We start from the raw sequence: 14,763 nt of genomic DNA on the forward strand, positions 1-14,763 counted from the left end.
TCGGGCCGACACGCCCAGCAGGAGCAGGCATCATGTGGATCGTGAGCCTCACCGAGTGGCAGACCTGGGAACCGTTCGTCGACGCGTTGCGCAGGTCGGCACCGCCCGGGACGGACGTCAGCGAGTTCGCCGGGACCGTGGGCGGCGGCGCGTGGGACGGGTCCTACCTGGACGACGGCGATGCCGACGCCCGGCGCGCGCACTACCGCGAGGCTGCGCGGGAGGCAGCCCGGACCGGCGGGCGCGGGCCCAAGGCCGAGCTGGACGATGCCCTCCGCGCGATCGCGGACCTCTCGCCCGACGCCGGGCAGACGGTGCGGGTCGTCGCCGGGCCGCGCCCCGCCGACGACGTGGTCGAGCTCGTCGATCTGCCGGCCTCGGTCGTGTCGGGGCCGGTCACGCCGGTGCTCGAGGTGGTGCTGGAGCCCGGCGCGCTGCCGGCGCGGTACCGGGAGACGATCTCGCCGCCGCCCGACGGCGCAGCCGCGGCGTCGGCCGACCCGGACGCCGTGACCCGGCTGATCGCCGAGCGGATGCCCGACGCCGTCGGCGCGGCGCCCGACGAGATCGCCGCCGCCGAGGGCGCACTGCCCGACGGCGCACGGCTGCCGGACGAGGTGCGGGCGCTGTACGCGGCGGCCGGATCGGGCAACCTGAGCCTCGCGGCCGAGCAGGGCGGGTTCAGCGGGTTCGAGATCGTGCCGCTGCGCGGGAGCTTTCTCCGCGAGGCGTTCCTGCCCGCGGCCCGCTTCAGTACCTGGACCGCCGACGCCGACACCTCGGCGCCGGCCGATCCCGCGGGACGGGTGCAGGCCGCGATCGGTTCGCCGCTCTGGTTCCCGGTCGGGACCGACGGCGCCGGGAACGTCTTCGCCGCCGACCTCGCGCCGGGGCCGAACGGCCACGTGGGTCAGGTCGTGCTGCTCGACCACGAGCAGCACGCCGGGGCGGCCTACCGGGCGGACAGCCTGGCGGCACTGCTCGTGAGGCAGGGGTCCGGGCCCGGCGACGTCGACCCGGTGGGCTCCGGTCGAGCGGGCTCCGGCCCGACGGCGGACGGGCAGGACTTGCCCGACAGGTCAGACGGCGAGGGGGCCGGCCCCGGCTCGTCGTCGGACACCGAGTTCCTGAACCTGGCCCCGGCCGACTGGGCCGGGCGGCTCGACGCCGGAACGGTGCCGCCCGGCCTCAAGGCGGCCGGGTTCGTGCCCGTCCGCGCGGCACTGCCAGGCCTGCCCGAGGCGATCGCGGTGGCGAACCGGCTGCTGGAACTGCGCGGTCGAGAACTGATCGAGGTCACCCGGCTGACGCGCCCGGAGGGCGACCGCTTGGGGGCTCCGGAGTCCAAGGAGTCCTCAGAGAAGATGGATCGTCCCCGGCGCAAGGGTCTGCTCGGCCGGCTCTTCGACCGCTGACGGGGTTCCGGTCCGGCGGAAGGTGTACCCAGTCAGAGGGTGGCCGGGAGAGATGAACTTCGACCGGCAGGGGACCGGGTAATACGGCTGTGCTGAACAGTCCGGTACAGCCGGAGACGTCGGGTCAGGCGTGAACGAAGTTCAGCAGGGCCGGCAGGTGCTGATCGGGTGCACTCTGCCCCCGGCGGCCACACGCGACGAGGGCGGGAACCCGGTGGGGTTCCCGCCCTCGTCAGGCCCGCGGCGACCGGCCGCTCAGGAGGTCAGTGCCCGCCGTGGAACTCGCCGTCGGTCTCGGGCCGCTTGATCAGCGCGGCCAGAACGATGGTCAGCGCCATCACACCGGCGCCGATCCCGAAGGCCAGGCTCGCACCGGCCGTCAGGGCGTCGGCGGCGGACTCGCCGGCCGCGGTCAGCGTGTCCGAGCGGAGCGTCATGATCGCGATGAACAGCGCGATGCCCGCGGCACCCGCGACCTGCTGCACCGTGTTGATCGTGGCCGAGCCGTGCGAGTACTGGTGCGGCTTGAGCACCCCGAGCGCCGCGCTGAACAGCGGCGTGAACACCGCGGCCAGGCCCAGGCTCAGCAGGATGTGGGCGGCGAGCACGTAGAACGGCGAGATGCCGGGGTGCAGGAACGCGAGCATGCCGATGCCGAGGGTCACGAGCACCGTGCCGGGCACGAGGATCGGACGCGGTCCGACCCGGTCGTACCACCGGCCGACGACCGGGCCCAGGAGGCCCATCGCGAGCGCGCCCGGGAGCACGATCAGGCCGGACTGGAGCGGGGTCAGGCCCATCGCCTCCTGCAGCACCAGCGGCAGGACGATCAGGGTGCCGAGCATCGCGAGCATCGCGACCGCCATGATGCCGATCGCCACCCGGAAGTTGGGCTCGAGGAACGTGCGCAGGTCCAGCAGCGCGGACTCGGTCCGCTGCCGCACGATCTGCCGCCACACGAACAGGCCGAGGAACACCAGGCCCGTACCCAGCGGGATCCACGGGTTCAGCGTGCCGCCCGCGTGCGCGCCCTCACCCAGGCCGGACAGGCCCCACACCAGGCCGCCGAACGCCACGAGCGTGAGCAGGAGCGACAGCGGGTCGAGCGTGTGGTGCTCCTTGTCGGAGACGTCGCGGATCCAGAGCAGGCCGGCGACCAGCGCCAGGACCGAGATCGGTAGGACCACGCCGAACACACCACGCCAGCCGAGCGGCTCCAGGATCGCGCCGGACAGCGTGGGGCCGAGCGCCGGCGCCGCGGCGATGACCAGACCGACGTTGCCCATGACCCGGCCGCGCATGTGCGGCGGCACGATGGTCATGATCGTCGTCATGAGCAGCGGCATCATGATCGCCGTGCCGGTCGCCTGCACCACGCGGCCCGTCACCAGGACCCCGAACCCCGGGGCGATCATCGCCAGGGCGGTGCCGACGGTGAACAGGGACATCGCCAGCAGGTAGGCGCCGCGCGTGCCGAGCCGGTTGATGAGGAACCCGGTCGCCGGGATGACGACCGCCATCGTCAGCAGGAAGGCCGTGGTGAGCCACTGGCCGACCGTCGGGGTCACGCCCAGCTCGTCCATGATCGGCGGCAGCGCCACCGACATGGTGGTCTCGTTGAGGATCACGGTGAAGGCGCTCGCCATCAGCAGCGCGATGGCACGGAAGTGGCCGGGGGCGAGCTTGTCGGAGCGCGCCTCCGCGGGCGCGTCGACGCTGGCCGACGGCGGTCGGGTGGCTGGACGGTCGTCCAGCGGCTCAGTGGTGTCAAGGATTTCGGTCGTCATGGGGTATGCCCTCTCGGTACGGAACGCGGGCCGAGATCGAGAGCGACATTGCACACGACCTACGTCTAACGACGCCGGATCATCGTCCGGTATTCCCGATGACGATCGCGACCTGTTTTTGTCGACGTCTGCGGTCAGCAGAAATCATCGGTCAGTTCGCCGAGGCGTCCGTCCCGTCCGTACCGTCCGGGGAGACCGGCTCGGTGACCGGCGTCGCGACGCCGAGGGTCACGCCCTGGCCCGCCATGAACGGCTCCGGGTCCACGGCCTGGCCGTTCATCCGCACCTCGTAGTGCAGGTGGCAGCCCGACGACGTGCCGGCACCCGCCGGGTCGATGCGCGAGTCGCCGCCCATGGACGCGATCTGCTGTCCCGCCTGCACCGTCTGGCCCACGCGCACCAGGTTGGTGCCGGTGAGCAGGTGCCCGTACGTCGAGTCGAGGCCCATGCCGTGCTCGATGCGGATGGTGTTGCCGGTGCCCCAGCCGGTCGCGCCCGAGATCACCACGCGTCCGGCCGCGGCCGCGTACACCTGGGTGCCGCAGGACGCCGCGATGTCCTGCCCGAGGTGGTAGGTCGACGCCCCGGCGATGCCGGTGTTGCGGGGCCCGAACCCGGACGCCTTGGACCCGACCGCCGGGTTGGCCCAGCCGCCCGCGCTGACGGCGGCCTGCCCGATGGAGCCGGACATGCAGGGCGCGGCGGCCGCGGATCCCTGGATGGACTGCGACAGCGCGTCGAGGTCCGCCTGGTCGGCGCCGCTGACGAGCTGGATCACCTGGAGCGCCTGGTCCCAGTACTTCTGGTAGTGGTACGGGTCGGCGTTGCGCTGCGCCTTGTGGGCGGCGATCGTCGGCTCCAGGGTCTCCCAGCCGGTGACGGCGAGCAGCCGGTCGTAGAACCGGCCCGACGACTGCACGGGGTCGAGGCGCTCCTCGACCGTGCCGTACCACTTCTGCTCCTGGAACATGCCGATCGAGGAGGTCAGCGAGCCGTCCGGGTTGCGCACGCCGAACCGGTCGTCGCCGTAGTTCAGGTTGCGCATGCCGGACTCGCCGAGCGCCGTCATCACCGCGACGGCCTGCGCGCGGGCCGGGACCCCGCGCTCCTGGCCCACCTGGAGGATCACCGCGGCGTTCTGGAGCTGCTCACCCGTGAAACCGCCGGCGGCCGGCAGCTGGCCGCCCGCGGGCACCACCGACGCCGACATGCTGCAGCCGTTCTGCGACTGGTTCTCGCTCACGGCGCCGCCCACCAGCACGACCATCGCGACCACCGCCGCGGGCACCGCCAGGACGGCGGCGACGAGGACGGCCAGCACGAGCACCGCGCGCCGGGTCCCGTCGTCCTTCTTCCTGCCGTTGCCGGGCCTCGCGGACCGGACCGCCTGCGACGCGACCCGGGTCGCGAGACCGACGGTGTCCCGCCCGCTCACGACCCCTCCGGCGGCCTGATCTGCTCGGCCAGCCAGGGCGCCCCGCCGTCGGCCCGGGTCAGGAGCACCGTGTACGGGCCGATGTCGGTGGGTACCGCGACCTCCGCGAGCAGCGTGGACGTCTCGTCGGTGACCTCCGGGTCACCGGTCACGTCGGCGACCGGCACGAGGCGCGGGTCGACGTCCTGGTAGACGGGCTGCGCCTGCGGCGTCAGGAGCGGCTTCAGGCCGTCCCACCACGCGTCCTCGGCCTGGTCGGTCGCGGCGAACGCGCTGATGGTCGCGGCGGCGGCGTCCCGCGCGGCCTGCCGGACGGTGTCGTTCCACGTCGCCTCGACGGGCTCGGTGGGGGCGGTCTCGTCGAACTCCGGCTCGGCCGTCACCTTGACCGCGGGATCCCCGGCCGCCGGGTCGCCGTCGACCGCCTCGGTGGCGGCCGCGTCGTCGGTGTCGTCGGACGTCCCCACGGGGTTGTCGAAGTCGTCCTGGTTCCCGGGAGCGGCGGCGCCCGGGTTCACCTCCGCCGTCGGGTCGGCCGCGGGACCGCCCTCGCGGGGCCAGCCGATCCAGGTCCCGATCGCGAGGGCGACCACCGTGAGCACCACGATCACCGTGCGCTTCATCAGCGGCCCAGCTCTCGCATCTGGCGCCGCCCCGGGTTGTGCACGATCGCGGAGGGCTGCGGCCCCGCGCCCGGCGACGCACCACCCTGGCGTGCGGCGTTGAGGGACTGGGCGAGCCGCGCCGCGCTCTGGGACCGCTCGCCCCGGCGGCCGAGGCCGCGCACCGCGCCCAGCACCTGCTTGGCCTGCCCGGCCTTACGGACCACGGTGAGCGCCTTGGAGGCCCCGGCCGCCGCGGCGGACGTGCCGCCGCTCGCGACCATGGCGCCCGCCTGCAGTGCGATCGACGTCCCCGCGCGGCCCGCGCTGCCCAGCCGGTCGCTGAGCCGTTCGCCGGCCGTCGGCGGCAGGTGGGGAGACGGCTCGTTCCCCGCCTTCTCGCCGACGTTCGTCGCGTCGGGCACCTGGTCGCCGGCCCCGCGTCCGCCGTCGGGCGAACCGTCCTGGACGGTCCGGGCGGCGGTGCTCCAGGCGTTGCCGCCGCCGTTCCCGTTGCCCGGCCCGCCATCCGCTCCGCCGTCGTAGCCGGAGCCGTCGACGGGGATGGGGACCGTCCGGTTGTCGTCGCCGGCCACGCGCCCTGCGACGGCCCCGGCGGCCGTCCCCGCCGCGGCACCGCCGACCGTGCCGCCACCGGGGGTGCCGTCCATGGCGGACGGACCCGCGGCCGGGGCGTCGTCGCCGTCGACCTCCACCGCGTTGCTGTTCGGCTGCACCGGGGCCGGGCCGAGCCCGACGCCCGCCCAGGACTTGGCCTTGTTGTACCGGTCGCGCCACTTCGCGGTGCCGTCCCACGGCATCGCGGCCGGCTCGCCGATCTGGGAGGGCACGCCGGCGGCCGCGAGCTTGTCGGCCAGCGTCCGCAGGCCCTGTCGCACGCTCGCACCCATGAGCACGTAGAACACGGCGCCCGCGACGACCAGGGTGTTGAAGAGGTACAGGCGCACGAGGAACGGCAGGCCGCTCGTCGCGTCGTAGAAGCCGAGCAGCATCTTCATCCAGGCGACGAGGAACATCGTGGCCATCGCGACCAGGACGGCGCCGAAGGCCACGCTCGCGAACGTGCGGAAGAGCTGGGCCCGTGTGCCGCTGGAGATGACGCCGACCGGGAGCTGCCAGAGCAGCTTGATGGCCGACCAGCCCAGCAGCAGCACCGCGAAGATGGTGCCGCCCACGATCACCACGGACAGCAGCAGGAACACGAACCCGGTGGTGAGCAGGCTGAGCGTCGAGACCACCGTGCCGGCGTCGACCGTGGAGGCCGCCTCCTTGTAGGCCGCGTCGCACCCGCCGATCTCGTCGACGGCGTTCTCCCGGCCCACGTTCTCGGTGTAGGTGTCCTCGCAGCCTGTGCCGTCGATGACCGAGCCGTAGTTGATGATCTGGTGCGGCGCGCGGAGCAGGGTGTCCACGAGCTGGCCCTTGAGGCCGTCCCGGATCACCGTGGAGTCCCGCTCGAACGACGCCCCCTCGGTGGCGAAGCCCGTGGCGATGTCCATGCCGGCGTTCCGCGACTGCATGATGATGCCCTGCTCACCGCCGATGGTCGCCATGGGGTTGGCGAGGAACCCGGTGGCCAGGGCGGCGATGACGCAGCCGATGAGCAGCTCCATGAAGCCGCCCGCGTACCGGCCCTTGAGCAGCCAGAACCCCACGACGAACGCCAGGATGATGAGCATCAGGTTGAGCAGGCCGATCTGCGCGACCATGCCCTGCACGATGATGCTCAGCCCGGCCAGCGGCGCCAGGATGTAGCCGAGCCAGTCCATGCCGAGCACCCAGTCGAGCACCCAGATCTGCACCGCGACCATGTCCCGGTACCAGACCCAGAACATGCCGGCGAGCGTCGAGAAGATCTCGGAGTCGACGTTCAGCGGGTTCCACGGCGAGCCCGTGTCCCACTGGAGCATGAACCGGTCGACGGCTACGCCCTGCGTGTCCTCCAGGTTCAGCCCACCCTGTGGGTCGGCGAACGGGAGGGGCGCCAGCCCGATCATGCCCCGATCACCGCACCGGTCGAGCTGGTCGGCGTCGTCTTGACCGTCTGGGCGCGCTTCTCCACGAGCGGCGCCATGACCTTCGCCCGGCCGTACCGGGCCTGGAAGTCGCGGATGAGGCACTCCCCGCGGCGCTCCTCGACCACGCCGACGGCGGCGTCCGTCACCGGGGCGGTGCCCTCGGTGACCAGCTTGACCAGGCCCTCGTCCACGGGGGCGTCGGTCGGCAGGCCGTGCAGCCAGCGCAAGCCTCTGCGGGCGAGGTTGGAGTCGCGGTGGCGCAGCAGCACGCGGAACGGGATCAGGCCGCGCACCACCTCGTTGCCGAAGTCCTCCTCGGCGTCGTGGCTGCCGAGCAGCAGCGCCGCCTTGTGCTTGCGACCGTCGCGGATGAACGTGCCGATCTCCTCGGCCGCCTCGGGCGACGACATGGTCTTGGACGCCTCGTCGGCGGCGAAGATGTCGAGTCGTGAGCGGTCCGCGAAGCAGCGGTAGCGGGCGAGGGCCGCGATGAGCGCGAACGTGGCGCGGCCGAACACCTTCTCCGCCTTGAGCTCGGCGAACAGGTGCCCGTGCTCCATGTCGGCGCGCGAGGGCAGCTGCATCTTGTGCGTGTGCAGCACGATCGCGGGCGAGCCCAGGTCGAGCGGCGGCAGCGTGTCGTCGAAGAGGGCGCGTCCGAAGTCGAGCTCGGAGAAGATGCGCATCTCGTCGGCCAGCATCCGGGCGCCCGGGTACTCGCAGTCCTGCTCGAGGTGCCGGGCGAGCGAGCCGAGCGACGTGATCTGGTGCCGCCACATGTACTCGGTCTGCAGCACCTTGGACAGCAGCACGTTCTGCTCGGACTTGGTCTGCACCGACAGCAGCACCGTGAGGAAGGCGCGGGCGACGCGCGGTGCCTGCGCGGGCGGCAGGATCCGCAGCGGGTCCATGGACACGGTGGCGTCCTCGGAGATCTCCACGACCTGCGAGCCGGGGATCTCCGAGACGGCGATGCCCCACTCGCCCATCTCCGTGTGGTCCACCGCCATGAGCGTGGCGCCCATGTCCACGTTGTCCATGGCCACGGTCTTCATGCTCACCGACTTGCCCGAGCCCAGCTCGCCCACGAAGCCCATCGCGAGCGCCACGTCGAGCTTGTCGGTGGCGCCGGCCAGGTTCACGAACACCGGGTTGGGCCGGGCCGCTCCGTTGGAGATCTCCAGGGCGAACAGCGCGCCGGAGGTGTCGCCGAGCTCGGTCGTCGCGAACGGCACAGCGGCGGAGAAGGCCCGTGCGGTCGTGATCTGCGAGTACTCCCGCACGGCACGCGGCGTGGGCATGCCCGGCAGGGTCGCCTCGAAGAGCGTCGGCTGGATCGTGGGGTCCGTACGCAGCGAGAACTGCATGGCGGCGAAGTACTTGGTCAGGTCGCGGGCGTCGTCGAGCGCCTGCTCCGGGGTGTGGCCCGAGACCGTGAACATCGTGGTGGCGTCGACCTCGACCTCGAGCTCGTCCGCGTCCATGACCGCCTGGTACTCGCCGAGCGCGCGCGCCGTCGTGTCCAGGGACGACCCGGCCCGCTCCTCCTCGGAGCGCTGGTCGAACTGGTCGTTGAGGGTCCGCACCGCGCGCCGGTTGCGGTTGGTCACCTCGTCGCGCGAGCGCACCGTCATGCGGATGGCCCAGTCGCAGGGCACACCCGACTCGTCGACACGCCCGATCCACTCGCACCCCGGGTACACGATCCCGCCGGACGGCGTGTCGCTGACCACGAGCGTCGTCTGGTACGACGCGAGCTCGGGGTTGGTCGGGTCGAGCACCTTCACGTACGGCCGCTTCAGGATCTGCAGCGGCCCCAGCTTCTTCTCCGAGTCCGTCTGCCCGGCCGGGTCCACGAGCGCGGACGGCAGGACCGAGGGACCGGACAGGTGCATCTCGGCATCCAGCGACCCGTCGACCGGGACCGCCGTGTCCAGCCCGAGGCCGCGCTGCATCGCGTGACCGAACATCCAGGCCATCTCCGCCACCGACGCCGGCTGGGGGTCGAACGCCGAGGGCATCTCCTTGCGCAGCGCCTCCGCCTGGGCGGCCCGCTCGCCGATCGCGTGCCGGCCCGGCACGGACCGCGGCATCATCAGCGTGTCCTGGAGCGTGGTCCAGCTCGCCTGCAGCGGCTCCATGAACGCCTTGGCGCCCGGGTTCGCCAGGGGTGCGGCGATCCAGTGGACGCGCCGCCCGATCGGGATCTGCTCCAGGAAGTCGAGGGTGGCCTCGCACTCGGCGGCCCAGGCCTCGCGCTCGGACAGGTCGACGCCCTCGATCATCGAGAGCACCACCGACGCCGGGTCGGTGGCCGCCGTCAGGCCGAGGTGCAGGGACTCGCCGCGCAGTGCGCGGTACAGCGCGGTGTGGTGACGCCGCGCGGCGTGCTTCTTGTCGTCCGGCTGGAACGCGTAGGGAACGGGAGACACGCGCCAGACCGCCCACACGGTCCCGGTGCGGGTCCACATGAGGCCGTCCGTCAGGGCCGAGATGTGGCTCAGCATGGGGGCTCAGTCCTCTCGCAGGGTGGTGGGTGCGGTGCGGTCGGTGTTCTTCGGCTTGCCGGCCAGCAGCTGGCCGACGCCGGTGAGGTCGGCGTTCCTGCGGTCCGCCGCCGCGGTCGCGGCGGCTGCCGCCCAGTCCGCCGGCGAGCGCCGGCCGGGTTGCGCGGCGGGTTGCGGGCCGGGTCGCGGGTCAGGTTGCCGTCCTGGTTGCGGTCCGGTCTGTGGCGCTGGACCCGGGTCGAGCCGGCGGCCCTCGAACGTCGCGTCCGCGGGACCGCGGCCGGTCAGCTCCGGCAGCAGCTCGGTCGGCACCGGCTGCACGACGACGGGTCGCGTCGTCCCGGCCGGAGTGGCGGGTCGCGGCGTCGGCCCGGTCAGCCGCTCGGCCTTGACCGCGGCGCCCGGCACCACGGCCATGACACGGTGCGTCATCAGGCGCGGCTTGGGCAGGGACACCTGTCCGCCCACGAGACGTCCCGGGCTCGAGGTCAGGTTCATCGCGTCCATGACGAACGCGACGGGGTTGCGCCCGGTGCTCGGGAGCTTGCCGGTCGCCCAGACGACCCCGACGACCACCCCGACGGCGACCACGATGTTCATGAAACCGCCGAGCTGCGCCCACAGGGGGGCGGTCTTCCACAGGGCGAACGCCACGACGGCGCCCGCTCCCACCTGGGTGATGGTGTACGGACCACCCCAGATGCGCCCGCCGCTGGGCAGCTTCCCCACGAGCATGGGGATGCGTCGGGCCTTCGTGTAGAACTTCGCGGTCTCGGTCACCGGACACCCTCCTCACCACATGCCGGGCGCACGAACGCACCCGTCCGACCAACCCTGTGCCTTGCCCCCGGCGCCATGCCCATGTTCCTGACCTGCTGCTCCCGCGCGCCCGTCAGAGAACGGTCTGCGTGTTCACGATCGCGGGAGCGGAGTCGAACTCGTCCCGGGCGAGCTCGGAGGTGACGTTGATGCCACCGTTCACGAGCCACAGGACGATCCCGCCCACGATCGCGGACATCAGGATGGCCGCGATCGACATCTTGGTCTTCACCGCGGTGATGACGACCATGAGGATGACGACCACGAAGGTCACGGACTCGATCGCGCTCTTGACCTCCTCGGACTTCACGGTGATGAGGTCGAGGAAGCCGTCGGCCATAACGATCTCGCTGATCATGGTTCTCTCCTTCGTTACTCCCCGGCGGTGCCGGGGTCGGTCGTGCCGGTTGGCGTCGTGTCGATACGGACAGCCGGCTCAACGCCGGCAACCTCCCAGCGGCCGTCCCGCGCGACGAGCGTGAGGACGTACTGGGCGGTCGTCTTGTTGCCGTCGAGCCGCGTGAGCTCGACGGTGGTCAGGGCGTGCGTGCCGTCGCCGTCGGCCGGGTTCTCCGTGACCTCGTGCGAGCCTTTGATGCCCGTCACGGCCACGGCCGTGTACGGGGCCGGGGTCACGGCCGAGACGGAGGTGCCGGGGCGCAGGTAGCGCGTGATCTCGCCGTCGCCCGCGACCATGGCCGCGAGGAACCCGGCGACGGACTGGCCCGCCGGCGACGTCGGGGAGATGGTCTCGGAGTAGCCGAGGTCCGGCGGGTCGGCGGCGGCCGCGGGACCGGGGACGGGCGACGGCAGCGCGAGGGCCGTGACCGCGAGGTCCGGGCCGGAGTACCTGGTGTCCGTGCGCTGCACCAGCACCGGCACCTGGAAGTAGCGGCGCACCCACACGAGGGGGACCTCGGCCTGCTCGCCCTTCGCCTGTGCGTCGGCGGGCGGAGGCGTCGAGCCCGGGGCGGGCTCTGCGACGTCGACGCCGACCGTCACGGACCAGACGTCGTTCTCCGCCTCCTCGACCTGTGCCACCGACGAGTCGCGGATGGTCAGGCCCTCCTGGGGGAGAGTGCCGACCGGGGCGTTCGTCAGCGAGGCGATGAGCTGCTGGTCGTTGCTGTCGGCCCGCAGCCAGGTCTCCACGAGCTCGACCGCGCGCTCGGTCGCGGCGGCGGACTGAGCGGTGCTCGCGGTGCCGGCGGCCGCGGCGACGGGGGCCGGCGCGGGCCGCAGCGCGGTCCACACCAGGGCCGCGGGACCGGCGAGCAGCGCCAGCGCGAGCAGCACCCCCCAGGCCTTGGTGGCCAGGGCGGGGCCGTTGGACCACTCCACGACAGCCGGGGGCGGGTCGTCGTCCGCACCTCCGCCGCCCGACGACGCGGGTGTCGCCGGCCGGTCGGGTCCGCCCGCCCACGGCGAGGCGGTACCGGTGGCGCCGTCGGCGGGGCCGGGCAGCTCGGCCGGCTTGGCGGCCTTCTTGCCCCGACGGCGCACGAGGAGCGAGCTCATCGCGTGTGCACCTCGTTCTGCAGGTCTGCGCGGATGCGCGCGCGGGCCTCGCGCGCGCTGCGCACGCGGGGGCTGTCGAGCGCCTCGGTCAGGCGGATCGTCGTGTCGTTCTCGCCGAGGGGGTCCTCGGCGAGCGATGCGATGAGGTCGCGCACCACGGGTGCCACCTCACCGCGTGCGGCGTGCACCTCGGCCGTGTCCCGGAGCATGGACCACGTGTGGTCGAAGGCCGAAGGACCGGGGTCCGCGGCCTGCAGGTCGGTACTGCCGAGGTCGGTGCTGCCGAGTCCGGCGCCGGGCGCCTGGTCGAGCTCGTCCTTGCTCATCTCGCCTCTCCCGTTGATCCGTCAGTTGCGTCTGGTGAGCACAAATGGCTGGTGAAGCGTTCGTGTGACATCGGTCGAGCAGGGGTTTTGGCCGAGTGTGACGCAGGTCACATGGGCCTGGAACGAGCGGGCAACAGTGGCGGGCAACACCCTCCCGGTGGACTCGGGGCAGACGGAGGGGGGAACCGCCATGCCTGCACGCACACCGGCGTCGGCATCAGGAACGCTGATGCGAGAGCTTGACCACGACTGGGCAGACCTGGTCCGTACGCGATCGTTCGCCACCGAGATCGACCGCTTCGTCGCACGGTTCCCCCGCCTCGCGGGGCTGCGACGGGGCGAGGCCGTGCGGCTCGCGCCCGACGAGGCGGACGAGGTGCTGTACGCGCTCATCGTGGAGCACGCGAGCGGCAGCTTCGCCGCGGGGCGAGCGGTGCTGCAGTGCATGCTGCCCGCGGTCCGCACCATCGTGCGCCGGTCGCGCCGGCACTACCCGGACGTGCAGGACCTCGAGCAGGAGGCCGCCGCCGCGATGTGGGACGCGATCACCCACTACGACCTCGAGCGCAGCAGCCGGGTCGCGATGCGCCTGCAGGGGCACACCCTGACGCGCGTCGTCGGCGACCGGGCCCCGCACGCACGGGGCGGCCGCGCGAGCCGCGGTCCCCAGGTGGCGGAGATCCCCACCGACACGGACACGCTGACCGTCCTCGAGCGGCCCACCGTGCCCGAGCCCGGTCCCGACGCGGTCTACTCGCTCGCGAGCCTGTCCCTGGGCCCGACGGGCGAGGTCCTGGACGTCATCGCGTGGGGGCTGGACAAGGACGTCCTCACGAGGGACGAGTCAGCACTTCTGGCGCGGCTCTACGCGCCGGACCCCGATCTCCCGGAGTACGCCGAGCTCGGCTCGGGTCGCGGGAACTATCAGCGGCGGGTGGCCCACGAGCTGGGCATCTCGCACGCAGCCTTGCGCCAGCGGGCGAGTCGCGCAGTGCGACGGCTGGCGGAAGCCGTTCAGTCCGGTGGTCTGTCTGGGGGACAACCGGGCGAACGGGATGGTGAGGGACGACGACGGCCGACGGGCTGAGCACTGGGGGGTGCGTGATGCCCTGAAGTCGTCCGAAGTTCGCCTCATCGCGAGAGGGTCCCACCGCCAGCGGGGCCCTCTCGTCCTGTCCGGGACCGAGCGGAGACCGATCGGCGGGCGCTCGTCGGCACGGCATCGTCAAGGCTGCCTCGACGATTCCTCCACGGCCGAGGCCGGGGGAAGCTCCGCCATCTCATGTCTGACCTGCAGAGTCAATGCCACAGCTGTGGTTTGGGCGTGCCAGCGAACGATTTGCTGAGGGTCACTCAATATTCAAGTCATCTCCACACTTTTGAAGTCTCCTTGACCTAGCGGGCATCCTGAACGCTGATTAGCGTTCAACCTGCCGGGTTCGCCCGTCTGGATGAGGATTACCTGCGGTGACACGCGTGTGACACCGCAGGAGGCCCTCGACAGCACGGGCGGGAGCACGGTGGAGACAGGCGCAGGCATGGGATCCTCGACGGGTTCCGCTCCGGGAAGACCCCTGGCGGACTCTGTCGATGGGCTCGGAGGAGACGGCACGGTGAGCAGTGGCACGAAGGTCGCGAACCAGGAGCAGCACGCCCGGTCCGCGACAAGACCCCAGCGACCCGCACCCCCCGGGCCGCTCAAACCCACGCGCGCCCGACGTCGGCCCGCCCTGATCGCCCTGGGTCTCGCGCTCGTGGCCCTGAGTGTGCTGGCGAGCCTCTACCTGGCCACCACGCTCGGCAAGACGTACCAGGTCCTGGCCGTCAACACGGACATCCCGCGCGGCACCGCGATCGCGGCGAGCGACATCGTGACCGCCGAGCTGCCCACGGGGCCGACCTCGCTCGAGGCTGTCTCGGCCGAGGACTTCAAGCTGGTCGAGGGCAAGATCGCGACGGCCGACCTCAAGCCGGGCCAGCTCCTGACGCCCGACAGCTTCACGGACGAGCTCGCACCCCCGTCCGGTCAGTCCATCGTGGGTATCGCACTGACGCCCAGCCAGATGCCGACCAGCCCGCTGCACGCCGGCGACTCCGTGCGCGTCGTGGAGACACCGGCCACCGGCGGCGAGCCGCCGGTGGAGGCGCCGTTCGCCATCTCCGCCACGGTGATCGGGGTTTCGACCGACGCCGCGCTCGGCGAGCAAAAGGTCGTCGACGTGCAGGTGGCGTCGGGCAACGCGGCGGCCCTCGCGGCCCGCGCCGCGACGGGCCGGGTTGCCATCGTCATCGACGCCGTCGGGGCCGGGTGATCC

The 14,763-nt window shown here is 72.4% G+C and carries 12 protein-coding genes; 3 read left to right on the top strand and 9 right to left on the bottom strand.

Features of this window, described 5'->3' with window-relative positions; all coding sequences use genetic code 11:
- Window positions 1–41 precede the first annotated feature (41 nt).
- Window positions 42–1,415: an SMI1/KNR4 family protein gene (locus AB0I29_RS16555; RefSeq protein ID WP_285100545.1), complete on the top strand. Its 1,374-nt coding sequence runs from the start codon at window positions 42–44 to the stop codon at window positions 1,413–1,415.
- Between the two features lie 263 nt (window positions 1,416–1,678).
- On the opposite strand, the gene AB0I29_RS16560 is transcribed toward AB0I29_RS16555, so the two are convergent.
- The 9 genes from AB0I29_RS16560 to AB0I29_RS16600 form a co-directional block, all read right to left on the bottom strand.
- Entirely contained in the window at window positions 1,679–3,202 is a 1,524-nt protein-coding gene (locus AB0I29_RS16560) for an MDR family MFS transporter (protein ID WP_357483277.1), read from the bottom strand.
- A 151-nt stretch (window positions 3,203–3,353) separates the two neighbouring features.
- On the bottom strand, window positions 3,354–4,637 hold the full coding sequence (locus AB0I29_RS16565; RefSeq protein ID WP_285100543.1) for a M23 family metallopeptidase: 1,284 nt from the start codon (window positions 4,635–4,637) through the stop codon (window positions 3,354–3,356).
- Complete coding sequence (locus AB0I29_RS16570; protein ID WP_357483280.1) at window positions 4,634–5,260, bottom strand: hypothetical protein; 627 nt, start codon at window positions 5,258–5,260, stop codon at window positions 4,634–4,636. The genes AB0I29_RS16565 and AB0I29_RS16570 overlap by 4 nt, the downstream gene beginning before the upstream one ends.
- Complete coding sequence (locus tag AB0I29_RS16575; RefSeq protein WP_357483283.1) at window positions 5,260–7,257, bottom strand: hypothetical protein; 1,998 nt, start codon at window positions 7,255–7,257, stop codon at window positions 5,260–5,262. Before AB0I29_RS16575 ends, AB0I29_RS16570 begins: the two co-directional genes overlap by 1 nt.
- The gene (locus AB0I29_RS16580; RefSeq protein ID WP_285100540.1) at window positions 7,254–9,785 is read right to left on the bottom strand and encodes an ATP-binding protein; all 2,532 of its coding nucleotides are present in this window, start codon (window positions 9,783–9,785) and stop codon (window positions 7,254–7,256) included. The genes AB0I29_RS16575 and AB0I29_RS16580 overlap by 4 nt, the downstream gene beginning before the upstream one ends.
- Window positions 9,786–9,791: 6 nt before the next feature.
- Window positions 9,792–10,565: a hypothetical protein gene (locus AB0I29_RS16585; RefSeq protein WP_357483287.1), complete on the bottom strand. Its 774-nt coding sequence runs from the start codon at window positions 10,563–10,565 to the stop codon at window positions 9,792–9,794.
- Window positions 10,566–10,677: 112 nt separating this feature from the next.
- Window positions 10,678–10,962, bottom strand: a complete 285-nt coding sequence (locus tag AB0I29_RS16590) for a hypothetical protein (protein WP_285100538.1) — start codon at window positions 10,960–10,962, stop codon at window positions 10,678–10,680.
- Between the two features lie 14 nt (window positions 10,963–10,976).
- A complete protein-coding gene (locus AB0I29_RS16595) occupies window positions 10,977–12,122 on the bottom strand; it encodes a conjugal transfer protein (protein WP_357483292.1) in 1,146 nt (381 codons plus the stop codon).
- Entirely contained in the window at window positions 12,119–12,448 is a 330-nt protein-coding gene (locus AB0I29_RS16600) for a hypothetical protein (RefSeq protein ID WP_357483294.1), read from the bottom strand. Before AB0I29_RS16600 ends, AB0I29_RS16595 begins: the two co-directional genes overlap by 4 nt.
- Before the next feature lie 229 nt (window positions 12,449–12,677).
- Here AB0I29_RS16600 and AB0I29_RS16605 point away from each other — a divergent pair, with 229 nt between their 5' ends.
- Both AB0I29_RS16605 and AB0I29_RS16610 read left to right on the top strand, forming a co-directional pair.
- A complete protein-coding gene (locus AB0I29_RS16605; protein WP_285100535.1) occupies window positions 12,678–13,535 on the top strand; it encodes a sigma factor in 858 nt (285 codons plus the stop codon).
- 526 nt (window positions 13,536–14,061) lie between these two features.
- Entirely contained in the window at window positions 14,062–14,760 is a 699-nt protein-coding gene (locus AB0I29_RS16610) for an SAF domain-containing protein (RefSeq protein WP_357483298.1), read from the top strand.
- Window positions 14,761–14,763 lie beyond the last annotated feature (3 nt).

Origin of the sequence: Promicromonospora sp. NPDC050262, assembly GCF_040655935.1 — a bacterium.
GTDB lineage: Bacteria > Actinomycetota > Actinomycetes > Actinomycetales > Cellulomonadaceae > Promicromonospora.